Origin of the sequence: Algoriphagus lutimaris (assembly GCF_017051705.1) — a bacterium.
GTDB classification, from domain to species: domain Bacteria; phylum Bacteroidota; class Bacteroidia; order Cytophagales; family Cyclobacteriaceae; genus Algoriphagus; species Algoriphagus lutimaris.
The window spans coordinates 612,362-637,130 of sequence record NZ_JAFIDJ010000001.1 but is presented as its reverse complement, the minus strand read 5'-3'; the positions used below and the strand labels follow the sequence as shown (position 1 = coordinate 637,130).

Genomic DNA, 24,769 nt, shown 5'->3' with positions numbered 1-24,769 from the left:
AATTAAAATCTACAAAAAATCTCTTAAATCTCTATTTTGCAGAAAACTTTCAATTTGTCTATTTCCCGTTTTTTCAAAAACCTTGGTCCCGGACCAGTCATTGCAGCAGCATTCATTGGACCAGGAACTGTTACAGTCTGCACCCTTGCCGGAGTAAATTTTGGGTACTCCCTGCTTTGGGCCTTGATTTTATCCATTTGTGCCACGCTTGCACTCCAGGAAATTTCCGGAAGAATAGGCATTAGTACAGGACAAGATTTGAGCCAATTGCTACGAAATAGCAAATCCAATACTCTTTTTAAACTTATTTCTATGGTTTTAGTTTTGCTAGCCATAGTTCTGGGAAATGCAGCCTACGAATCTGGTAATATTACCGGTGCCAATTTAGGACTGGAAATATTCTGGAAAGCTCCTACTTTGAAATTAGGAGTGTTAACAATACAGTCTGGAAACTTTCTAATTGGAGCCATTTCCTTGGCCCTCTTATATTTAGGTAACTATAAAAGTCTCGAGAAGTTATTCATCGCCCTAGTTATCTTAATGTCCATTGCCTTTACGGTTACAGCTCTACTTACGAACCCTGATTGGTCCATGGTTTTCAAAGGATTTATTCCCAGCTGGAACAATCAGGAATTTTTAACCATCGTCTCTTTGATAGGAACAACCGTGGTCCCTTACAATCTCTTTTTGTATGCCAGTCTAGCCAATAAGAGATGGAAAAAAGAAGAAGGTATTTCTTGGATGAGAAAGGATATTGGGATTTCTGTGGTCTTAGGCGGTCTGGTATCCATGGCTATCCTATTAGTAGGAGCAAGTAGCATGAGCACTGAAGTAAGCAATGCCATGGATGTTTCCAAAGGCCTAGAACCCGTATTTGGAGCCACCGCAAAATACTTGATGGGCATAGGGTTTATGGCCGCGGGTTTAACCTCCTCGCTAACGGCCCCATTAGCCGCTGCTTTGGTAGTTTGTGGGATTTTTGGATGGGATCAGGATTTAAAATCCAAAACCATGAGAATATCCATGAGCTTGGTCCTATTATTGGGCTTGACCTTTGCATCCTTTGGAATCAAACCGGTTCAATTAATCACCTTGTCCCAATTGGCAAACGGAATTTTATTACCCCTGATCAGTGGATGGATTATTTGGATTGGTGCTCAAAAATCTATCATGGGAAACCTCCAAAGCAGCTTTAGAAGTAATCTTATTTATTTAGCTATCTGGATCATCACCCTTGTCCTTGGGCTAAAAAGTATTGGTACAGTTTTCGGAATCTGGTAAAGGATATTATAAGTCAGCAGCACTGAAGGTATCTCCTTGAGATAAGTCTCCGGTATCAAATCCTTTCTTAAACCATTTCATCCGCTGGGCTGAAGTACCATGGGTAAATGAATCCGGAACTACTCTTCCTCCAGATTGTCTTTGTAAACGGTCATCCCCTATCGCATTGGCTGCATTGAGAGCTTCTTCTAAATCACCTTCATCCATCCAATCCATGGATTCCTGGCTATAATGCGCCCATACTCCGGCCAAAAAATCAGCTTGAAGTTCAAGTTTTACAGAATATTGATTGTATTCTTTCTCGCTTAGTTGACCTCTTAATTTGTGGACCTCATCGGTAATCCCCATTATTTTTTGAATATGATGCCCTACTTCGTGTGCGATCACGTAAGCTTGGGCAAAATCACCGGGTGCATTTAATTTTCGCTCCATATCTTCAAAAAAGCTTAAATCCAGGTATAATTTCTCATCTGCCGGACAATAAAAAGGACCAGTTGCAGCAGAAGCATTTCCACAGGCAGATGAAACAGAATTAGTAAACAACACCAAGGTTGGGTTACGATAATTTTCCAATTCCCGGTTCCAAACTTCTTCTGTATTGGCCAAGATCGTAGCACTAAAATCTTTTAATAATTCCTCCTCTGCAGTGGGCTCATAATTGCTCTCTGTGGCAAATCCTTGACCTCCTCCATTCATTATCCCTCCCACAAAAGTCAAGGGGTTGATTCCTGTTACAATTGAAAATACCACAAGAATCCCTACTATGATTAAGCCTGTTTTCGAAAAAAGCAGCTTTAACAGAGGGCCAATTAAAAGTGGATTGAATCCTCCACCCCCCATTCCTGAACCACTTTTCCCCCTTCTGTCATCTATATTGGAACTTTGTCTTTTTCCTTGCCATTTCATTGGGTAAAAATTTGTTAGTTAAACATAAGATTAAACAGATATTGTTTTTTGACAGATTTGGTAATTTAGACTACTGAAAATAGATTACGATAATCTGATAACCGTTCAATAATTAAAAATAGCTATTTTTCAAATTCACAATCGTGGCTTAAATCAATTAATTTAAATTCAATCATACCCTTCACATGCTTTTACAACCTACAACCCAACGACTCCTAGCAAAATCAGCGATGGCAATACTCCTGATAGCTGCCGTTTCAATTTCTTCTTATGCCCAAACAGGAGTTGGAGTCAAACCAATAAAAGGGGCAAAACTTTTGCTTGACGGCACCGAAAAAATGTTGCATAAAAACTGGGAATATTGGGAAGGACCAAGATTCTCCAGTACCATGCCAATAAAATGGCCTGCTACTACGGATCCAATCGATGGAGGACCAGTAATCAGTAGTAATGACCCTGCGGGCGCTGGAGGCAAATATGGAGCTGCCGATATTGTAACGAAAACCAAATACAGGGATTTCAGAGCGCATGTAGAGTTTTTTGTAAAAGATCCAGGAGGAAACAGCGGAGTATATTTGCAGAACAGGTATGAAATCCAAATTCTTGATGGAGATAACACCAATCATGGAATGGCGGCTATCATCAATGAAAAAATACCATCTACTGATGCCTACAACGGTACAGGAAAATGGAATGCGTATGACATTGTCTTCAAAGCAGCAAGATTTGAAAAAGGCGTGTTGATAGAAAAGGCAAGAACGACTATATATTTCAATGGAGTAAAAATTCATGAAGACCAACCGATCCAGCAAGTTTGGGGAGGCCCCAATTCTGGCATCGATGGAGGAAATGACGGAGGGAAAGGAATTACTGACACTCCAGGAGGTTTAAAACTTCAAGCAGAAGGACATGATGTTTACTATAGAAATATCTGGATCAAAAAATTGGATTTAGATGGAAAAAGCACAGATTTCTAAATAAAAATGAAGCAAAAAAAAGCCCTAGACAACCATCTAGGGCTTTTTGCAAATTAATCAATAATCAAACCCATTGCTATTATCTGCTATCAGCAGAACTATCTTTTAATTCCTTTTGAACTATAAAGGGAATATTAAATTCTAAATTTTTCACCCAAGAGAAAACTCTGGGAATCAATGGAACCACAATCATGACACTCCCTACTGTCAATAAATGAAATGGAACTGTGAAATAATTTCCTGAGCTAAATACTCCCAAAATCAACACCGTACTCATTGGTAAAGAAACGGCTAGAATATTGATCCCTAATCCCAAGTCAAAAGTTCCTTTTTCACTCTCAACCTCCTGATCTCTTTCCAGTTGGCGTATGGCAGACATATGGGCAAAAGGCCAAAAAGAACAAGCTGAAAGAGTGAATACCACCGCCAATAACACTGCAGCTTCACTTGGCAAATCCACCAATGCAATAAATCCAGCACTAAGAACTAAGCTAAAGCCTGCTCTTAAAATCAATACAGAAGCGATGGACTGAATCTGTTCTTTCTTTAGGATTACCGAAACCCCAATGAATAGTAAAACCAGGGGAGTCATCACATCTTTCAACATCAAAATAGATTCACCTATGAAAACAGGAAGATTATCTAGTCTTAGACCAAAAGAAAGTAAAAGTAAGGCTACAATGATTACCATGTTGATCGGCTCCTTAAACATGGATAGAATCAATTCTTTTACTTTTTGCCCGTTGGACCTGGATCCTAATCCCATGTGCTTATAATACCAGCTCATGGCCAGGAGGTAAGAAAAGATCAATACATATACTTTGTTTCCAATATCTGCCAATGCTCCCCAAGCCAATGCATCTTCTCCTAAATATTCCAGTAGAAAAGGAAAACAAGACAATCCTGGCGCCAAGGATGGAATCATCATTAACCAAGTCCGCATCTCGGCACTATCTTTTGAAAACCCAAGTAGTGGCAAGGTGAATTTACTGGTTAAAAGCATGGTTGCATTCCACACTAGAATCAATAGAGGGAGAAACATTAACTCTGAATCCACCTCTATTTTTAATAGTGCCACAAAAATCATAGCCGGTAAAGCTAGATCAAGAATAATTGTTTTAAGGCCTTTTTTATGTTCATCTTTTACCAGCCTGTTTTTTAACAGGAACCCGATTAGGATAAGTAGTAAAAGCGAACATGTTTTTTGTAAGGCTATGGACATATAAATGCTGTCTTAGGCGGTAACTCTCTTGAATGTTTCTACAAAAATTTCCATTTCGGATTTGGTTCCCATACTTACGCGACACCAGTCCTTATTATTAATGTCAAACACTCGAATTCCAACCCCTGAATCATACATGGCTTTCAAAAACTCCTTACCATTCATTTCGATAGGGAAAATCATAAAACTGGTATAAGATGGAATGATATCATATCCCAATGAAGCAATTGCATTCTTGGTAAATTCACGACATTCTGAATTATACCCTCTGCATTCTCCAATAAACTGGGTTTCCTTCATACTTGCAATTGCACCTTTCAAAGAAGTTGAACAAAGTCCCATGGTACTTCTAACCATACTGGTAATACTTTCAATTCTTTCAGGAGTAGCCACAATATATCCAATCCTTAATCCGGCCATTCCGTGGATTTTACTGAATGTTCTCGCTACGATTACATCCTTTCCTTCGGCAACAAGGCCAACCATACTTTGAGAAGCTGCATCATCCAGAAATTCTAAATACGCTTCGTCCACAAAAATTGGAGTTTTCTTTGAAGCAGATGCACAAAACTTTTTCAGGTCTGCTGCATGAGTAATAGAGCCTGTTGGGTTGTTTGGGTTACACACGTAAATAAGCTTCGTTTCCGAATCGATGGCACTTTCCATTGCTGGAAGATCATGCGCATAATCTGCAGTCAGAGGTATTGGCTTCCAAGTTCCTCCCATAGCTTGGGCAGTATTGATCAACGACATATAAGAAGGATCTGCAGCTATTATATTTCCTCCATTCTGAAATCTAGTAATTGCTACTTTCTCCAAAAGATCGGTAGACCCAGGGCCCAACATGATATGATCCGGAGTCACGCCTTCTTTTTCTGCGATCATGCTGATCAAGGTATTGGCATCACTATGCGCATAACGGTTTCCTGAACTTGCTGCATCAGCAATCGCTTTAATGACTTGAGGAGCAGGACCATAGGGATTTTCATTCGCATTTAACCTTGCTACCATTTTTGGTTCCGAAATCGGAAAATCCGGTAAATATTCTCCGAGTATACTTTCTGGAGCGTAAGAAAATGCAGTGCTTGCTTTTCTGTTCGGCATTGCAAAAGAAGGAGCTGCTATCAAGGATCCTGCGGATAGCAAACTCGTTTTCATCCAATCTCTTCTGTTCATTGATTTAAACATCGTTCAATGGTTAGGGTATATATTTCTTTTAAGGGTACTCGCTTTTTTCAACACCTATTTCTTCATAGGAATGATGATTCAAGTGTTCGAAGAAGTTCTCTCCTTACGATTTGGCATTAAAATCCGGGATTAAACGCTTCCGGTCAGGTGGGTCTATTGTAAAAATCAATGGATTCTGTAATTTTTAAAACATATGGGTGTTTTAAAAATCAATTTTCTCCATTTTTTTGTCAATTTATATAAAATAGGTTTAAAAAGAAATCTTAAAACAATGATTTTATGTTAAAAATAAATTTATTGGTTAAAAAATAAACTTATACATTCGATAACCTTTTGGTCATATAGAAAACTATGCTTATTGTAGAATTTCAATTAAGGAGCCAGTATTAACACCCACCATACTCCAATCAGAGATTTCCAAATCCAAGCATGCCAACATACCCGGTTGCATATTAATATAGTTCTCCCCAGAAACATGAGAGACCAACAAGCTCAAGATCGGATTGTGACCTATTATTAAGCATGACTCAGCATGCGATGGACATCCCTCCAAAATATGGATCAATCCACCTAAATTACTTTCGTAAATATCCTTTAAGAAAATCTCCTCTTTGATCGCCACATACCTCTGGATAATTCCAGCTGTTTGCATAGTCCTTTCGGCAGTGGAACAAAACATAAAATCAATTGAAAGCGATCTACTTTGGAGCTCTTTCCCCAATTGATTCAACTTTTCTTTGCCTTTGGTTGTCAATTGTCTTTGAAAATCTGTTCCCTCTGAAAAACCTGCTTCTCCATGCCTTAATAAAAATAAACGCTTCATATTGATAAGATTAGCTTCTTAATTTCTTTAGAGATTTTATCAAAAATCCCTCCAATTATCCACTCATATTTTTTATTTATTTGGAACAAAAAAGTATGCCCTCTATTTTTAGCAATCCAAATCGGGCATAAGAGCCCAAAATAAAATTGATTTTTATGTCGAAAAACCTTGTCATTGTCGAGTCCCCTGCCAAAGCCAAAACCATTGAAGGCTACCTAGGTAGTGATTATAAGGTTGTTTCAAGCTATGGCCATGTGAGGGATCTCCCAAAAGGAGATAAAGCAATTGATATCAAGAATAGGTTTGAACCTACTTATGAGGTTACTGCCGATAAAAAAGAGGTCATCAAAAACCTTAAATCATTGGTCAAAGATTCTGATATGATCTACCTGGCGAGTGATGATGACCGCGAAGGAGAAGCAATTTCTTGGCACTTAAAAGAGGTGCTTAAACTGAAAGATGAGCAAACGAAAAGAATTGTATTTAGGGAAATCACCAAAAATGCCATCACCAAAGCCATCGAAAACCCACGTGGAATTGACATCGATTTAGTCAATGCACAACAAGCCCGAAGAATCCTCGATAGATTGGTGGGTTTTGAGCTATCCCCTATTCTTTGGAAGAAAATAAAAACAGGACTTTCAGCAGGAAGAGTACAGTCTGTGGCCGTTCGATTAATAGTTGATAGAGAGCGTGAAATAGAACACTTTAAAGCTAAGTCTAGCTTTAGGATTACCGCTATTTTTGAGGTTTCCGGAAAAACCTTTAAAGCTGAACTTCCTAAGCGATTTGATACAAAAACTGAAGCAGAAGAATTTTTAAAATCCTGCTTAGCAGCAGATTTTTCCGTAGGTAATCTGGAGAAAAAACCAGGTAAGAAATCCCCTGCGGCACCATTTACTACTTCTACCCTTCAGCAAGAAGCAAGTCGGAAGTTGTATTTCTCTGTGGCCCAAACCATGTCTGTAGCCCAGAAGCTATATGAAGCGGGTAAAATCACCTACATGAGAACAGATAGTACCAACCTATCTGATGATGCAATGAATTCTGCTAAAAATGCGATTCATGATTCTTATGGTGAACAATATCATCAATCAAGAAAATATACCACTAAATCTGAAGGTGCTCAAGAAGCGCACGAAGCTATTCGTCCAACAGACTTTTCCGTCAATCAAATTTCGGGGGATAGAAACGAACAGAGACTTTATGATTTAATCTGGAAGAGAGCCATAGCTTCTCAAATGTCCGATGCACAGTTGGAGAAAACCACGATTACGATCGATATTTCAAATTCAGATTTGAACCTTGTCGCTACTGGCGAAATCATCAAGTTTGATGGATTCCTAAAAGTATATCTGGAAGACACAGATGATGAGCCGGAAGATGATGACAATGCAAACAAATCACTTCTACCTCCACTTACGGTGGGGCAAGAACTGAGTCTGCAGGAGATGAAAGGAAAAGAAACCTTCTCCAGACCAGCACCAAGATATACGGAAGCTTCTTTAGTAAAGAAATTGGAAGAACTGGGAATTGGAAGACCTTCTACTTATGCTCCGACGATTTCTACGATTCAAAGAAGAGAGTATGTCATTAAAGAATCCAGAGATGGCGTGTCTAGAAATTATATAGAAATGTCCATTGCTGATGGTCAATTCAAAGATGAAACCAAGACCGAGATCACTGGAGCCGAAAAACAGAAATTATTCCCTACCAATATTGCAATGGTAGTCAATGATTTTTTGGTGGAACATTTTCCAAATGTCATTGACTTCAGCTTTACCGCACGTGTAGAAAAGGAATTTGATGACATTGCAGCAGGAGGTCAAGTATGGCAGGACATGATTGACTCTTTTTATGGCAATTTTCACCATAGCGTAGAAGAAACAGAACAGGTTTCCCGACAAGACATCAATACCAGTCGAGTGATCGGAACCCACCCTGAAAACGGTAAAACCATCACAGCTCGACTTGGAAAATTTGGCCCTTTGGTACAGATCGGTGACAATGACGATGAAGAAAAACAATTCGCAAGTCTTAAAAAAGGTCAATTTATTGAAAACATTACCCTTGAAGAGGCTTTGGAACTATTTAAGCTTCCGAGAGATGTAGGGATGTTTGAAGATAAAAAGATGGTTGCCGCCATCGGAAGATTTGGACCTTACATTCGACATGACGGAGCTTTCTTCTCTTTAGGTAAAGATCAAGACCCACTAAGTATCAATGAAGAAGAAGCTATTCAATTGATTAAAGACAAGCGAGAGGCCGATGCGAAAAAACACATCAAATCTTTTGATGAAAACCCTGAAATCCAGGTTTTAAATGGTAGATGGGGACCTTATATCAAAATGGGTAAGAAAAATTATAAAATCCCGAAGGATAAAGTAGCAGAAGACTTGACCTATGAGGAAACCATTGATATCATTGAGAATCAACCGGAACCAAAGAAAAAAGGTAGATTTGCTAAAAAGAAAAGCTAAGAATTTATCACTACAGGTCTTTCAATAGGCCCGTTTTATCAAAGCCAAAATCAGCTTATAGTAAACTGATTTTGGCTTTTTTTCTTTTACAATTTTCTATAATTCCAAAGCCCAAAACACCTGGAAAGGAAGGGTTATTGAGCATAGTAAAGAATCTCCCCCTTCTATGAAGAAGTAAAAAGAGCGAAAGATAATAAACTACAGAAAAACAGAGGTATTGCCTACAAAGATAGTTTTTAGCGTCTTATTAACTGCCTTTATTTCGGGATTGGAGAAGAGTAAGGATGTCTCCTCAGAACTATGAAATCTATTACCAATCCGGACAAATAAAGCCAATCTGTTATGGATGAGACCAACACCTGAATTAAAACCAGCACTTCCACCGCCCTTAAAGGGAGCATTCAGGTGCATAAGTTATCTAAATCCACACTTCCGGATTCCTTTTTAGTCCTCCAGCAAAATAAACTAAACCAAGAATCTTAACTTGATTTAGAAAAAGAAGAAGGTAGCATATTTTTAAATTTTTCTGACCAAATGCTTATTACTTACAACTGAGAATCAGTCAAATCAGATTTCTAAGATTACGCTGAAAGACCCGAGGGTTGAACCATTTTTATCAGGCAGGTTTGATGATCCTTTAGGGTTATGAGTAGAAGGCTCCATGGCTTGGGAAAGAGTTGCAATTTAATGCTTTACGATTAGGTCCCTACCCATGAGAAATAACCAATAAGTTTCCTTGTATGTGGATTTTTTTGAAGAATGTTGCTTACCCACTACATTTACCAAACCATGGAGAAAAAAAAGCTTGTCGTTTTATCAGGTGCAGGGATATCCCAAGAAAGTGGAATAAAAACCTTCAGAGATAGCAATGGACTTTGGGAAAACCATGACATTATGGAAGTCGCATCTCCTGAAGGTTGGAGAAGGAACAGGGCCCTTGTCCAAGAATTTTACAACCAACGAAGAAAGCAAGCAAAAGAATGCCAGCCTAATGAGGCGCATAAGATTCTAGCAAGATTAGAAGATCAGTTTGAAGTCACCATTATCACCCAAAATGTGGACGATCTTCATGAACGGGGTGGGTCATCCCATGTCATTCATTTACATGGAGAATTATCAAAAGCCCAGAGTAGCAAAAACCCGAAACTAGTTTATCCGATTGATGGGTGGGAAATAAAAGAAGGTGATTGCTGTGAATTAGGAAGTCAGCTTAGACCTCATATCGTTTGGTTTGGAGAGCCCGTTCCGAAGATGGAAGAGGCAATTAATTATGCAGTTTCTGCTGATTTTTTCATAGTAGTTGGCACTTCATTACAAGTTTACCCTGCAGCAGGTCTAATTGACTTTGTCCCAGAAAAGGCTAAAAAGTTCTTAGTAGATGTAGTAATACCAAGTTCCCCTTTGACTAAAGATATCTTTTGTGTAGAAAAAAAAGCAAGTGAGGGATTGAAACTTTTAGAAAGTATTATTTTAGGAGAATTATAGGAATTCAGTTTTTCATTTTCATATCTTGAATAAAATATTTTTACTATGGCAACTAAAAAGTCTCCTTGGCCAGCTTTTCAATTTGAGGAATGTAAAGAAACAATAACGCTTGTTCATCAATGGACTCAGATTGTCGGTAAGGTAAGGCTTAAAAAAACACCCTGGCAAAACCATTCTTGGCATGTATCGCTTTACGTGAATCACCAAGGGCTGACTACAGGAAATATCCCCTATGAACACGGACTTTTTGAAATCATGTTTGATTTCATCCACCACGAACTTAAAATAAAAACTAGTTCTGGTACTAGAGATCGATTCTCACTAGGAGGGCAAACTGTTTCTAGTTTCTATGAATTGTTGATGGAAAAACTCAAATTTTTGGGAATAGAGGTAAAAATCTATGGTATGCCTAATGAAATAGCTGGCGCTATTCCTTTTTCAAAAAACTCCCAGCGAATACCCTACCAAGCGAACCAAGCACAAAACTTCTGGAAAATATTGGTTCAAACTCAAAATGTTTTCTTGAAATTCAGAAGTAAATTTACAGGTAAACAAAGCCCCATTCATTTCTTTTGGGGCTCATTTGACCTGGCATATACAAGATTCTCTGGAAGAAAAGCTCCTTTATTCCAAGGAGAAATGCCCAATATGCCACTTGAAGTCATGCAGGAAGCTTACTCGCATGAGGTTTGTAGCTTTGGTTTTTGGCCTGGAAGTAATGCATACCCAACCCCAGTTTATTACGCGTATATTTATCCCAACTCACCAGATTTTCAGAATCAAAAAATTCAACCTAGCGCTGCCTATTGGAACGAAAGTATGGGCGAATTTATGTTGAAATATGAAGACGTTCGGTCTTCTTCAAATCCCTCAGAAACACTACTCTCCTTTTTACAAAGCTCCTATGAAGCAGCATGTAAAGTATCTGATTGGGACCGTGAAAATCTGGATTGCGACTTTTCGCATTTAGAAAAAAAATCATGATAAACGGGCTCATTTTAGTTCTAAAAAACACTTAAAGTGTTAGATTAATGAATTAATATTAACCCATTGATAATGAAAAATAAAATTAGAACAATTCTTTCGGCGATGGCCTTGTGGTTTGTTCTATTTTTAATTCTGGATTGGTGGAATAGTTATCCAAAAGTCAAAGTAACACCTATTGTTACAGTAGAGACTATTCAGGATAAATTTGATTCCCTGCTTCAAAACTCATTAAGGGAATATACGCTTGCCGGAATTGGAGTGGGAATAGTGAAAGATCGTAAAATCATCTATCAAAAAGCATTTGGCTTTCAAAACCTAAATACCCTAGATTCTTTTTCAGTCAATTCCTTAGTCCCAACTGCATCCATTTCAAAAATTTTTACCGCTTTAGCGATTGCTAATTTCTTATCCTCTAAAGGAATCAATGCAGATCAAAAAATCTCTAGTTTAAGTTTTCCTAAATCCACAGAAAGTAAACTGGGGCAATTAACATTTTGGGATTTTCTAGTACAACAAACAGGCTTGAAAAATCCGGGGATAGTCAAGAAACTCCTTTCCCCTGATGCAGGAAAGCCTTTGATAGAATATGGAAATCATTTATGGATGGAGGATCACAAGGTACCTGACAATCTTACTTATGAGTACCATGATGGGAATTTTGATATGCTTGGGTACTTCCTTCAAGAATCGGCTCAGCAATCATTTGAGAATTACCTGAGTACTAATATTCTTATTCCTTCTGGAATGACTCGCTCGTTCTTTACCAAAGAATGGCCTATTGACACCATACCCGTTGTTGGATACCAAGAGACATTTGTTTGGAGAAGAATGGAACCTCGCCACATCACTTTTGAAAGAAGTCCTTCACCTTCTTCAGGCCTAATTAGTTCTATTGAAGATTTGAATCTTTTTCTAATTCATATTCTACGAGGAGAAATGGGCATATTTCAGAAAGAGCTGAATTTGCTTACGCATGAAAAGGGTGAGGCTCCTTTGGGCTTCCAAAAAATTCAGCTGACAAACAGTGAATGGTTTGGGCACTATGGAGGACAGGCAGGTTACAGCTCCCTTTTGATTTATTCACCTTCCCAAAATTCGGGACTGATCCTTCTCGTAAACACTCGTGATTCAAAAAATTTCAGAAAAAAAATAATGGATCAACTAGTACAAATCCTATCATCTATCCCCCCTAAAACATGAAAAGAAACTTCCCCCACCCCCTTATAATCATGTTGCTATTTATATTAATTGCAGGGATCAGCACCTATTTCATTGATTCAGGTGTATTTGAGAGGGAAATTGACGAAAGTACAGGTAGGGAAATTGTCATCGCAGGAAGTTTTCATGAAGTGGAGGATCAAAATGCAAGCATATACGACATCCTATTAGCTGTACCAGAAGGAATTATATTAGGTGCAGATATATTGGTGTTAATCTTATTGATCGGAGGTTCTTTCTATGTGATTGAAAAAACAGGAGCACTCCATATTGGCATAGAAGCATTGATTTATACGTTTCGAAAACGACAGTTTTTATTGCTCTTTTTCTTAGGTTTAGTGTTCGCCTTATGTGGAGCAACCTTTGGCATGCAAGAAGAGGTAATCGCTTTAGCCCCTGTATTATTGATTTTAGCCAAAAAGTTGCATTACGATATCCGATCCATTTTAGCTTTGAGTTTGGGGACTGCTTTGGTAGGAGGAGCTTGCTCCCCTATCAATCCATTTGGCTCATTGCTTTCTCTCAAAATTGCCAATTTAGAGTTAGGTGATGGGCTTTGGTTCAAAAGCCTCGTATTTATTTTCATTGTGTTTTCCTGGATTTTATATCATATCTGGAATGGAAAAATCAAAAACGTGGATCAACCAACCCTAGAATTTAAGCCGGTTTTTATTTCTACCAGAAAGAAAATCATTCTGTTCATCATGACTTTGGGAATTCTTTCGATGGGATGGGGAATCACCCAAAAAGATTGGGGATTTAACGAAATGTCCGCCTTGTTTTTCCTGATAGGTTTTAGCTGTGGTATCATCGGTAACCTAGGAATTAACGGGACAGCAAAGGCCTTTACCGAAGGTTTTGGAGAGTTGATTTTTGCCGGAGTAATTGTGGGGCTGGCAAGAAGCATTTATATCATCCTTGAAAATTCCGCTATTATCGACCCATTAATTCAGGGGCTATTCTCCCCTTTGGAAGGACTCCCTACCCAATTAGCGGCTATTGGGATGTATTTTGCCCAGGGAGTTATCCATATACCGGTACCTAGCACATCAGGTCAAGCCGTATTAACGACTCCTTTGACAGCACCTCTTAGTGATTTGCTTGGGATTTCCAGACATATCGCAGTTATGAGCTATCAATATCCAGCAGGATTTATGGATTTATTAACCCCTACCAATGGCGGAATGATGGCAGTGATTGCAGCAGCAGGCGTCAATTACAAAGAATGGTTCTCTTATATTTTGAAAAGCTGGTTGTTTTTAATGGTTTTGGGCCTGATTTCTGTTATTTTAGGCATAGTTTATTTTGCTTAAAACCTTTTAAAACCCAAAAAAACACGGATGAAAATCAACGATCACAACCCATTGCCTACCTATCATGCTGATTCTGAAAGGTATGATCAAATGAAATTCAGAAAATGTGGAAACAGTGGATTAAAGCTTCCTGAGATAAGTCTTGGCCTTTGGCATAACTTCGGTCATAATGCTGACTTTACATTGGGTAGAAAAATATTAAGAAGAGCCTTTGATCTTGGAATCACCCACTTTGATCTGGCCAACAATTACGGTCCTCCTTATGGTTCAGCAGAAGAGAATTTTGGAAGAATTCTCCAAAAAGATTTAAAACCTTACCGGGATGAACTTTTGATTTCCAGTAAAGCCGGATGGGATATGTGGCCCGGACCTTACGGAAATTTTGGATCAAAAAAATATTTGATCGCAAGTTTAGACCAAAGCCTTCAAAGAATGGGACTGGACTACGTGGATATTTTCTATCACCATCGACCTGACCCAGAAACTCCATTGGAGGAGACTATGGGGGCGTTAGATCAAATCGTAAAACAAGGAAAAGCCTTATATGTAGGGATTTCTCAATACAGTGCAGAGGATACTATCAAAGCTTATGATATTCTTAAGAAAATGGGGACCCCACTTCTTATTCATCAACCAAGGTATAGCATGCTTGACCGCTGGGTAGAAGGTGGTTTATTGGATGCAATAGGAGAAAGAGGAATAGGAAGCATCGCATTCTCTCCATTGGAACAAGGAATGTTGACCAACAAATACTTAAAAGGCATTCCTGAGGATTCTCGAGCAGCAAAAGATGGCAGGTATTTAAAGGCTGAACAGATATCTGAAGAGAAGCTTTCCATGATCAGTAAGCTCAATGATATTGCCAAGACAAGAAACCAAACCTTAGCTCAAATGGCTATTGCTTGGTTACTGAAAGACCCAAGAATTACGTCAGTTTTGGTGGGGGTTTCCAAGCCTGAGCAACTCGATGACAATGTTGCGGCCATCAACAATACTATTTTTGGTCCAGCTGAAATCGAACAAATAAAATCAATCATCGGAGCTTCATGAAATTGATTTCCAGCAGAAGTGCCTTGATATTGATCGTCATAGCTCAATTTCTTGGCACTTCTTTATGGTTTGCTGGCAATGCTGTGGCATCTGAAATAGGAGCCTTATTAGGTGAGCCTGAATTAATTGCTTCCATCACCTCTACTGTCCAGTTTGGATTTATCATAGGCACATTTTTTTATGCTTTTTTTGCAATTCCAGATCGGTTTCCTCCAGGGGATGTTTTTTTCTTTAGTGCGGTATTAGCCGCCTGTTTTAATATTCTGGTAGTACTACTCCCTTTTCAGTTATATTACATCTTGTTTTGCAGGTTTCTAGTAGGTTTCTTCTTGGCAGGGATTTATCCCGTAGGGATGAAAATAGCTGCCGACTATTTTGAAAAAGGATTAGGAGCTGCTTTGGGTTTCTTAGTAGGTGCTTTGGTACTTGGAACCGCTTTCCCCCATCTTATAAATGGACTAGGACTTCAGCTTTCTTGGAAAATTATTTTTTGGATTACCTCAGCATTAGCAATACTAGGAGGTGCACTTGTTGGCTTTTTTGTACCAGATGGACCTTACCGAAAATCAAACCCTAAATTCGACGTCAGTCTTTTACCGAGGCTTAGTAAAATAAATGCCCTTAAAAGTGCTGCCTCCGGTTATTTTGGTCATATGTGGGAGCTATATACCTTCTGGGCTTTTATTCCGATGGTTATTGCATTTCTATCAGAAGGGAGCTTCTCCTCCTCTAAGATTTCTATTCTGTCCTTCTTCGTCATTGCGGTTGGAGGAATTTCCTGTGCGGTTGGTGGGCTCATTTCCCAAAAAACCGGAAGTAAAAAAGTGGCTTTGTTTTCACTTATAGGATCAGGAATATGCTGTATTTTTTTGTTAGTCGCTCCCAGTGTTCCCGTTTCAATTTGGATTATCTTTCTATTGATTTGGGGAATTCTCGTGACAGCAGACTCTCCTCAATTCTCCACCTTGGTTTCCCAATCTGTCCCTGCAGAGTTCAAGGGAACGGCCCTGACTTTGGTAAATAGTATGGGGTTCGCCCTTAGTATCGTAAGTATTCAATTCGGTCAATTTCTACAAAACTGGTTACCGATAGACCAAGCTTTGGCATTGTTGGTTGTTGGGCCATTGACTGGAATCCTTCTTTTCAGATTTTTCGCAAAAAAAAAGAGGCCTCTACCTGAAGCCTCCTAGCGTAAAGTCAAACCGGACTATCGCACTACATTTTCTAAGGTGGCCAAATACACCCACTTTTGATCTCTTGAATTTAAACCTTCATCGACAGCTCTTTGTTGCGCAACAGTTTGATCTAAATCTTCATAAGCCTGTGCATTAAAAAACTGCATGTAATCCTTATACATATTCAGTGTCAAATGAGTTGATTTAGCCTCCGATCCAAGCGGTAACGCAGTTCTAAGAAAGCTCCAATGTCCCATCATCCCTTGTTCAATTTTTTTCTGATGGATTGGTCTAAACACTTCCATTTCCGCTTCTTCATACTGCTGAAATTTCCCTTCATACGCTTTCATTAGGTCAAAGGAAGCCAGCACTCCTGGTTTCATCTGGAAATCATCATCAGTAGACACTATTTCCTGCATGTAAAGCCTCATTGGAGTATCCTTGATAGCGAGAGCGTTCTGAAACAGTTTAGCTACTTGAGCATCATTTAAATGAGGATAAGCAATTTTTGTATAATCAATCATGGTGGACTCATCGAGGCCATTCATCATTTTGACAGGATCATTGTAATAGGTGATGGTAATGTACTGAAAAGTACTTTGGTCTGCTCCTGATTGTAATGCCCAAAAATCCCATCCTTTGATTTTATCATCGTTTAATGCTTGACGGTAAACTTTCTCCATTAAATCTTTATACTCGATGTAATCGAAAATCTGATCATTTTCGACTTTGATGAAATCGAATACCATGTACTGAGTTTGCTGAGCCCGAATACCACTTGCCATGAATAGGCCAAAAAACAAGAATATTATAATCTTTTTCATATTACTTTGGGTTTAGGGTAAATTGTGCTTTGCTTTAATTTAAAAAATAATTTCGTTGAATTATTAATATGAGAGAGATTATTTTATAATATTGATTTTTTCAGTAAAAAAGCTAATTTTAATAAAGTAATGGAGAAAATGAATTATTTATAAAGTATTGCACTTCTCCTTAAAATATCAACAAACAAACCCTTAAATAAATGACAGGATTATCAAGAAGATCATGGTTAAAAAGAGCAACACTAGGTAGCAGTTTTGCACTTTTGGGAGGAGCTGGACTAACCAATTCACTATCTGCAGAGGAAATCAAGAAATTTAATCCTAGGCCAATGGATGGGCCTATCATGTTGGGATCCAATGAAAATCCGTATGGACCTTCAGAATTAGTCCGAAAATCCATGAGCAGTGGATTTGATTTGGGTTGTAGATATCCTTGGAGATATAACTCAGACCTGGTGAAAATGATTGCAGAGAAAGAAGGGGTTCCTGAAGACCACATCGTTATGGTGGCCGGTTCCACGGAAGGACTGAAGATCACAGGATTGACTTTTGGAGGAGGAGGAGAAATCATCTCTTGCGAACCCACTTTTCTTGCGATGATGGATTATGCAAAGCTATGGGGCACTTCTATTAATTGGGTTCCTCTCAATAAGGACTATGATTTTGATTTAGATGAAATTGAAAAAAGAGTCTCTTCCAAGACCAAGCTTATATTCCTTTGTAACCCAAACAATCCCACTGGAAAATTGCTTCCCGCACAGAAAGTCCTTGATTTTTGCAATTCTGTAAGCAATAAGGCAATCGTGTTTTCAGATGAGGCCTATTACGATTACATCACTACCCCCAATTATCCCTCTATGGTAGAATTAGTAAAGCAGGGCAAAAATGTAATCGTTTCAAAAACATTTTCTAAAGTATATGGACTGGCAGGGATCAGATTAGGCTATTTAATTGCAAAACCTGAATTGGCAGAAAAACTTTCCGAAAGAGTAGTTGCCAACTTGAATATTATGGCAATCGAGGCGGGAAAAGCAGCATTGCAAGATCAAGAATTTTACAATTTTTCAGTCAATAAAGCGAAAGAGGCAAAATCAATGATCATCCAAACCTTGGATGATTTGAAACTCCCCTATTTGGAGTCACACACTAACTTTGTCTTCTTTCATACAGGAAGAGATATTGTAGAATTAAATAAACAAATGGCTGATAAAGGATTTATTATTGGTAGGCCTTTTCCCCCATTAACTGACTGGTGTAGAATCTCAACAGGTACAATCGAAGAAGTTGCCTTATATAATCAAGCCATTCGAGAAGTTTTAGGCTAAATGTTAGATCATAATTTAGTTTTAGAAAATGAAAAAGTCCTGCTTCGACCAATTCGGAAGCAGGACTTTCCTACGCTTAGGGCTCTATGCACCGATCCTAAGATGTGGACCTGGTTCACATTTGATTTAAGCACAGAAGAGGGATTTGATAATTGGGTGGCCCCCGCCTTACAAGGGGAACGACTTCAGTTTACCGTGGAGGATAAAACTACCGGTATGCTAGTTGGATCCACCGGATTTGGAAACTACTCTCCAAGAGATCAACGAATAGAAATTGGTTGGACCTGGCTAGGCAAAGCCACTCATGGCACGGGCATCAATCAGGCTATGAAAAAGGCCATGCTTGAGTACTGCTTTGAAAAATTGAATTTGAAAAGAGTAGAGATCAAAACTGATGTACTGAACTTGCCTGCAAGACATGCCTTGTTGAAGTTGGGAGCTGTGGAAGAAGGGGTACTTCGTAGTCATACCTTGATGGTACATGGCAGAAGAAGAGATACGATCTATTATAGTGTGCTTCCGGAAGAATGGGAAAAAATCAAAAACTAGATCAAGAGACAGGGTTTAAAACCTGAATTTGTTCCGGAGCAAGTGAGGGAAGAAATTGTTTCAGAATATAAAAAGTTTCCGGAACAGTAGGAACCGGTTCAAGTTGCTCCAATATGGATTCCAACTCAGTCATTTCGCTGAAATATCCATAGCTTTTTAAAACTCCCCTGTCAAAAACACATGCGGCGATTTCTTGATCAGACCTCCCCTTAAACTTCACAAGAATCTCGCGTTTACTCTCCTCTATCAAATTGATAAAGTCCTTCGCATTCTGACTATATTCTTGAGGAGGAAGTTGTGAGTTACATGTACCCTGACAGCTTAAAAAACCTCCCTCACTGCAGGGAGCTTTTCTCAAGCCACATAGCCTTGGACAAAGGCCAAAGGATTTTATTCCATCCTTCAAAAATGCATGGGCTTCTTCAGAAGAAAGGAATGATTCCAAAGGTCGTAAGTGTTTCGTTACTTTGGCGATTTGAAATCGGATAAACCCGGAACCATCTGTGTATTGAAACAACCCCCACATGGTTTTTGGTAATTTAAGTGCAGAATTATACTTAGGCCATAATCGCTTTATTTCTAATGCCTCTACCAATAATGCCATCATTTCAGAGCCAGTCAATTCCCATTTCAAATCAAACACCTCCGATTTTAGCTTTTGTTTAAGACCTGGCAATAAGTTTCCTGAAAAATGATTCTTAAATCGCTCTTTGATATTGATTGCTTTACCCACATAAATCACTTTTCCTCTTTCATTCAGCATATAATAAACACCGCATTTTTCCGGTATTTGCCTAAATTTTGAAAGCGAAATATTCGGTGGTAAGAAGGCCTCTCCCGAATTCTTTTTTAAGGAAGCAGAAATGATTTCAGGCCTTTCCTTGATCATTTCATCAAATAAGATGGCAGTAGCTCTTGCATCTCCCATAGCTCGGTGCCTTGCTAAAATAGGGATATTTCTATGCTCGCAAATTCTTCCCAAGCTATAAGAACTTAGACCGGGGATAACTTTTCTGGCTAAACGCACGGTACATAGCTTATCAGCTTTGAACTCCCTACCGAATCTAGCGAAGCTCTCTCTTACAAAGCCGTAATCAAAATTGACCGAATGGGCTACAAACACCCTTCCATGTAGTAAACTCCATAATTTCTCCCCTAGCTCATCAAAAGTCGGAGCATCATGAACCATTCCATTATCTATTCCAGTAAGACCAGTGATGTAAATAGGGATATCTTGTTCAGGATTAATAAGGGTTTCAAATTCGGCTATGATTTCATTGCCATCATGGATCAAAATAGCTATTTCAGTGATCCCACAATTTTTTGCGGTGCCTCCTGTAGTTTCTATATCCACGATTGCATATTCCATAGCCCAAGATAAAGAATTGCTAGGAGGTGTTAAGAATCTATGTCAGTGATTGACACAATCAGTTTACTTTCCTAGTATAGGTTTCAATTAACTTTTCCGCACATCGTTCACCGTCCATAGCTGCAGAAACGATTCCCCCTGCATAACCTGCCCCTTCTCCACAAGGGTATAAACGCTTGATCTGAACATGCTCAAAACTCTCTCGATCTCTTGGAATCCTTACGGGAGATGAAGTTCGACTTTCTACTCCAATCAATTGGGATTCATTGGTATAATACCCTTTCATTTTTTGGCCAAAAGCCTTAAAAGCCATCGCTAATCTTTCTGCTATAAAATCAGGTAATACTTCCCTCATTTCTACCGAAGCCAAACCAGGCTGGTAGGAGGTGTCCAAAAGCGATGAGCTATTCCTTTTAGTTACAAAATCAATCATTCTCTGTGCCGGCGCCACTTGGGTTTTACCCCCGAGTTCCCAAGCTTTCCTTTCCACTTCAGCTTGGAACTCCATTGCTGCCAAAGGTCCAAAATGCTGATAGGCTGGTAAATCCTCCAATTCAACTGATACTACGATTCCTGAGTTAGCAAACTTACTGTCTCTCCTACTTGGACTCATACCGTTTACTACAAGCTCTCCAGGAGCAGTCGCAGCAGGGACAATGTATCCTCCTGGACACATGCAAAAACTAAAAACTCCCCTTTGTTTTCCTTTAAAGGAGGTTTGTGTTACCAACGAATAAGCAGATGCAGGTAAATAGGGCCCTCGATCAACTTCACAATGATATTGAATTCGATCAATCAAATTTTGGGAATGTTCTATTCGAACACCTAAGGCAAAGGGTTTCGCCTCTATTGTAATATTCTTTTGATGGAGCAAGTGAAAGATATCCCTTGCCGAATGTCCGGTAGCCAAGATCACTCCCAGACCTTTGATTTTTTCCTGATGCTGGGTGACTACTCCTTTTATTTCATTGCCTTCTAGGATGAAGTCATCCACTCTACAATCAAAATGAATCTCCCCTCCTGCATCTAAGATAGTAGTTCTGAGGTCCGCAACCAGCTTTGGCAATTTATTGGTCCCAATATGAGGATGTGCATCCACCAATATCTCTTCCGTTGCTCCGTGGGCCACTAGAATCTCCATGATACGACGTACATCACCTCGTTTCTTAGATCGGGTGTACAACTTTCCATCTGAATAGGTACCAGCTCCACCTTCTCCGAAGCAATAGTTTGAATCTGGATTTACTAGGTGATGTTTGGTAATCGCAGCTAGATCCCTGCGACGAGCCCTCACATCTTTTCCTCTTTCCAAGATGATGGGCCTAACACCAAGTTCAATGGCTCTTAAGGCAGCAAACAAACCAGCTGGACCAGCACCCACGATGATGATGGGATCTTTGGAACTCACATGACTATAGGTAGGAATATGGTCAATTAATGAAGGAGCCTTCTCTTGGATAAAAAGTTCTGCTTGGACATTAATTTTAACCTTTCTGCCTCTCGCATCAATGGATCGTTTTACTTGCCTGGCAACCACATCCTTGGCGTCAATAGGAATCCCTGCCTTCTTTAAAACTGTTTCTTGGAATAACTGAGGATCATAAGCCTGCTCAGGGCTCAATTGAAGATTGAAATCTTTTTTCATGGTAAGGTATTTATCCTTAAATAGCCCACAAAGATAGCTATTCAGTCAAGCTTATACCAAGTAATTCAATGCACTGAATTCAAAAAAAGGAATAAGAAAGTGAATCATTCAAGAGCATAAAAAAAGGAAAACGCTAGAGAACATTTTCCTTTTAAAAGATTTCTTTAAATTGAACAATCAATTCAATCGGTCCAAAACTTCAAATCTAGAAGAATTGGAAATAAATTCCGGAACAATCACCTTCAAATGGCTTACGAGTTCATTTTCAGAGTTTTTACCGATCAAGCTCATAAATAATTCTATTTGCCCATCGATTTTATGGTAGGCTGCAGGAGCCACCTGAGCAATCTTGATTTTTGGATGGTGTGTAATTTTCACCGTTTCGAAATCGTTTAACAACTCCTCATAAAGCTTCTCTCCTTCTCTTAAGCCAGAAAATACAATTTTGATATCCTGATCCACTTTCTTTCCAGAAAGTTGGATCATTTTCTTCGCCAAATCCAGAATTTTCACCGGCTGCCCCATGTCAAAGACATAAATTTCTCCACCTTCACCCATTACACCTGCTTCCAGCACCAACTGACAAGCTTCCGGAATAGTCATAAAATACCGAGTGATGTCAGGGTGGGTAACCGTAATTGGTCCCCCATGAAGAATCTGCTTTTTAAATAAAGGTATTACCGACCCATTGGAACCTAGAACATTTCCGAATCGGGTGGTTATAAACTTGGTATGGTATTTTTTGTGGTTTCTTTCCAGGTATTCATTCAAAGCTTGAACATACATTTCAGCAGTTCGCTTACTAGCCCCCATGACATTCGTAGGATTCACCGCTTTATCAGTAGATACAAATACAAATTTATCTACTTGGGAAAGTACTGAAAGATCAGCTAAAATCTTGGTTCCAATTACATTGGAATGAACAGCCTCTTCTGGATAATTTTCCATCATCGGCACATGTTTGTAGGCGGCTGCATGGAAAACCACTTGAGGTTTATAACTTCTAAAAACCTCTTTCATTTTCTTCTTATTCCTTACATCACCCAAGATGATTTTGATAGGACATTTCGGCCATTTCTCTTTGAACTCTTGTTCCACATCATATAGAGCAGATTCAGCGATGTCTAACAAGATCAAAAGTTTAGGTTCATAATGTGAGATCTGTCTACAAAGCTCTGAACCAATGGAACCTGCAGCTCCTGTCACTAAAACGACCTTATCGATTAGATCTTCTTGAATTCTTGGATTATCCAAATGAATTTGTTCTCTACTAAGAAGGTCCTCAATTTTAATTTCACGAATAGCTCCAGCAGTCAATCCTCCATTGATCCATTGGTCTACAGGAGGCACGATAGAAACTGAGACCTTTAATCGTAGACACTCATCGATGATTTCATTTTTTCGCTGAACAGTAAGATCTCTAACAGCAATAATCAATTCAGTGATATGATTATCCTTTACTAATTTCTCTAATTCAGTTATGCCTTTGAAAATCCTTTTTCCATCAATATTTTTTCCTTCCTTCTTAGGATCATCATCCAAAAAAGCCACTGTATTGAATAAACTTTTACTATCTCTTTTAATAGCTTCCTGTGCAATAATACCCGCTTCTCCTGCACCGAAAATGATTCCATTTTTCATCTCCCGCGCTGTGATTCCATTTTTTACATAAACAAAAAGCTCTTTGACCACCAGGCGATAGAATATTAGCATGAACATAGCCGATAAACTGGCGATGATTAATACAGATGTTGGAAGTAAAAATCGATCATTTAGGAAATTACCATGGAAAAAATTCAAGAAAAGGAATAATACGAAATTGATGATGACCGTTTTAAATATGTTCGAACCATCTCTAAACCCCGTATGTCTAACAATTCCTTCATAACTTCTTGTGTTTTGCATGGCAAGAAGACCACCAACCATAAAGGTAAAGGAACCTGCAAAGGCATCGTTTTGCTCAATTAGTGCTAATTCAAAATTGAATCGGACTAAATATCCAAAAAGGGCACACTGAAATAAGATAAAAGAATCAAGTGTGGCTATAATCCATCGTGGAAGAATTTTTAGCCTTGTTAAAAAATTCATAGTAAAATTTTTGTCAAATGATTAATATTTGAATTCAAACATTTTTTAACCAGAGTAGGCAAATATATAATTATTTCTTAAGAAAATTACCATTCAGCCAAAGGACCTACAGTTTTTTTCAATTAAATCCAATATTATTTTGCATTATTCATGTAATTAAAATCCTTTTAAAAAGGACACAATATCAAGTTAAACTTAGAAATTAATATCTTTTTAGGTGTAAGAGGATTTTATTAAACAGATCTGTTTATATAGCTATTTGCAGTGGAACCGGTAAATTTATCAGTACTAACATGCCCTTTTTGAGTAATCCCTTTTCCAGCTAGCACGTTAAAAAAGGTCACAAACAAAATTCTCATATCCAGCCGAAAAGAGCAATTAGTAACATATTCTACATCAAGCTCAAATTTCTTTTCCCAGGAAATAGCATTTCTACCATTAATTTGAGCCCATCCAGTCACTCCAGGCCTTACCTCATGCCTCTTGCTTTGTTCTTCTGAATATAAATAAAGATACTCTCTGAGCAGAGGTCTCGGCCCTATCATACTCATGTCTCCCTTCAGCACATTAATCAATTGGGGGATTTCATCCAACGAACTAGCCCTGACCCATTTACCCAAAGAACTGATTCTTTTATCATCTGGTAATAATAAACCAGATTCATCATAAGCATCATTCATTGTTTTAAACTTGAGTATACGAAACAGTTTGCCATTGAGGCCAGGTCTGACTTGCGAAAATATGGGCGAGGATCTATAATAAATCCCTAATAATAAAAAAAGTAGGATAAAAATTGGAGAAAGGGTAACGAGCATTAAAAAGGATATGAGAATATCCATTGGCCTTTTTATGTACTTCTTATAA

At 38.6% G+C, this 24,769-nt stretch carries 20 protein-coding genes; 11 read left to right on the top strand and 9 right to left on the bottom strand.

The features are described from left to right. Positions 1-36: 36 nt before the first annotated feature. Positions 37-1,281 (top strand): Nramp family divalent metal transporter, encoded by a 1,245-nt coding sequence (locus JYB62_RS02515; RefSeq protein WP_243431425.1) that lies wholly within the window; start codon positions 37-39, stop codon positions 1,279-1,281. 6 nt (positions 1,282-1,287) lie between these two features. On the opposite strand, the gene ypfJ is transcribed toward JYB62_RS02515, so the two are convergent. After that, entirely contained in the window at positions 1,288-2,187 is a 900-nt protein-coding gene (gene ypfJ / locus JYB62_RS02510; protein ID WP_205643866.1) for a KPN_02809 family neutral zinc metallopeptidase, read from the bottom strand. Positions 2,188-2,417: 230 nt separating this feature from the next. Between ypfJ and JYB62_RS02505 the strand changes: the two genes are divergently transcribed. Next, positions 2,418-3,164, top strand: coding sequence for a 3-keto-disaccharide hydrolase (locus tag JYB62_RS02505; RefSeq protein WP_205645394.1), 747 nt, complete (start codon positions 2,418-2,420; stop codon positions 3,162-3,164). A 79-nt stretch (positions 3,165-3,243) separates the two neighbouring features. On the opposite strand, the gene JYB62_RS02500 is transcribed toward JYB62_RS02505, so the two are convergent. The 3 genes from JYB62_RS02500 to JYB62_RS02490 all read right to left on the bottom strand — a co-directional run bounded on the left by JYB62_RS02500 (position 3,244) and on the right by JYB62_RS02490 (position 6,397). Next, a complete protein-coding gene (locus tag JYB62_RS02500) occupies positions 3,244-4,386 on the bottom strand; it encodes an AEC family transporter (protein ID WP_205643865.1) in 1,143 nt (380 codons plus the stop codon). Positions 4,387-4,398: 12 nt separating this feature from the next. Beyond that, complete coding sequence (locus JYB62_RS02495; protein ID WP_205643864.1) at positions 4,399-5,574, bottom strand: pyridoxal phosphate-dependent aminotransferase; 1,176 nt, start codon at positions 5,572-5,574, stop codon at positions 4,399-4,401. Positions 5,575-5,929: 355 nt separating this feature from the next. Continuing rightward, on the bottom strand, positions 5,930-6,397 hold the full coding sequence (locus JYB62_RS02490) for a SixA phosphatase family protein (RefSeq protein ID WP_205643863.1): 468 nt from the start codon (positions 6,395-6,397) through the stop codon (positions 5,930-5,932). A 155-nt stretch (positions 6,398-6,552) separates the two neighbouring features. On the opposite strand from JYB62_RS02490, the gene topA reads away from it, so the two are divergent. The 7 genes from topA to JYB62_RS02455 all read left to right on the top strand — a co-directional run bounded on the left by topA (position 6,553) and on the right by JYB62_RS02455 (position 16,120). Further along, positions 6,553-8,877 carry a type I DNA topoisomerase gene (gene topA, locus JYB62_RS02485; protein WP_205643862.1) on the top strand — a complete coding sequence of 775 codons (2,325 nt, stop codon included), beginning with the start codon at positions 6,553-6,555 and terminating at the stop codon, positions 8,875-8,877. A 789-nt stretch (positions 8,878-9,666) separates the two neighbouring features. After that, on the top strand, positions 9,667-10,362 hold the full coding sequence (locus JYB62_RS02480; protein WP_205643861.1) for an SIR2 family NAD-dependent protein deacylase: 696 nt from the start codon (positions 9,667-9,669) through the stop codon (positions 10,360-10,362). A gap of 45 nt (positions 10,363-10,407) precedes the next feature. Continuing rightward, positions 10,408-11,346, top strand: a complete 939-nt coding sequence (locus JYB62_RS02475) for a DUF5996 family protein (protein ID WP_205643860.1) — start codon at positions 10,408-10,410, stop codon at positions 11,344-11,346. Between the two features lie 72 nt (positions 11,347-11,418). After that, complete coding sequence (locus JYB62_RS02470; RefSeq protein ID WP_205643859.1) at positions 11,419-12,549, top strand: serine hydrolase domain-containing protein; 1,131 nt, start codon at positions 11,419-11,421, stop codon at positions 12,547-12,549. Next, the gene (locus JYB62_RS02465) at positions 12,546-13,880 is read left to right on the top strand and encodes a YfcC family protein (RefSeq protein WP_205643858.1); all 1,335 of its coding nucleotides are present in this window, start codon (positions 12,546-12,548) and stop codon (positions 13,878-13,880) included. Before JYB62_RS02470 ends, JYB62_RS02465 begins: the two co-directional genes overlap by 4 nt. Positions 13,881-13,907: 27 nt before the next feature. Continuing rightward, on the top strand, positions 13,908-14,930 hold the full coding sequence (gene mgrA, locus JYB62_RS02460) for an L-glyceraldehyde 3-phosphate reductase (RefSeq protein WP_205643857.1): 1,023 nt from the start codon (positions 13,908-13,910) through the stop codon (positions 14,928-14,930). Then, entirely contained in the window at positions 14,927-16,120 is a 1,194-nt protein-coding gene (locus JYB62_RS02455; RefSeq protein ID WP_205643856.1) for an MFS transporter, read from the top strand. The genes mgrA and JYB62_RS02455 overlap by 4 nt, the downstream gene beginning before the upstream one ends. Positions 16,121-16,137: 17 nt before the next feature. Here JYB62_RS02455 and JYB62_RS02450 read toward each other — a convergent pair whose 3' ends face one another. After that, positions 16,138-16,929, bottom strand: coding sequence for a hypothetical protein (locus tag JYB62_RS02450; protein ID WP_205643855.1), 792 nt, complete (start codon positions 16,927-16,929; stop codon positions 16,138-16,140). Between the two features lie 200 nt (positions 16,930-17,129). On the opposite strand from JYB62_RS02450, the gene JYB62_RS02445 reads away from it, so the two are divergent. Both JYB62_RS02445 and JYB62_RS02440 read left to right on the top strand, forming a co-directional pair. Next, the gene (locus JYB62_RS02445) at positions 17,130-18,254 is read left to right on the top strand and encodes a pyridoxal phosphate-dependent aminotransferase (protein WP_205643854.1); all 1,125 of its coding nucleotides are present in this window, start codon (positions 17,130-17,132) and stop codon (positions 18,252-18,254) included. After that, complete coding sequence (locus tag JYB62_RS02440) at positions 18,255-18,803, top strand: GNAT family N-acetyltransferase (RefSeq protein ID WP_205643853.1); 549 nt, start codon at positions 18,255-18,257, stop codon at positions 18,801-18,803. 1 nt (position 18,804) lies between these two features. Here the strand turns inward: JYB62_RS02440 and JYB62_RS02435 are convergent, their stop codons facing one another. From JYB62_RS02435 to JYB62_RS02420, 4 genes are all read right to left on the bottom strand, one after another. Then, positions 18,805-20,172, bottom strand: a complete 1,368-nt coding sequence (locus tag JYB62_RS02435) for an exonuclease domain-containing protein (RefSeq protein WP_205643852.1) — start codon at positions 20,170-20,172, stop codon at positions 18,805-18,807. 58 nt (positions 20,173-20,230) lie between these two features. Further along, positions 20,231-21,817, bottom strand: a complete 1,587-nt coding sequence (locus tag JYB62_RS02430; protein WP_205643851.1) for an NAD(P)/FAD-dependent oxidoreductase — start codon at positions 21,815-21,817, stop codon at positions 20,231-20,233. 177 nt (positions 21,818-21,994) lie between these two features. Next, positions 21,995-23,905, bottom strand: coding sequence for a polysaccharide biosynthesis protein (locus JYB62_RS02425; protein WP_205643850.1), 1,911 nt, complete (start codon positions 23,903-23,905; stop codon positions 21,995-21,997). A gap of 233 nt (positions 23,906-24,138) precedes the next feature. After that, positions 24,139-24,720: a sugar transferase gene (locus JYB62_RS02420; RefSeq protein WP_394369690.1), complete on the bottom strand. Its 582-nt coding sequence runs from the start codon at positions 24,718-24,720 to the stop codon at positions 24,139-24,141. Positions 24,721-24,769 lie beyond the last annotated feature (49 nt).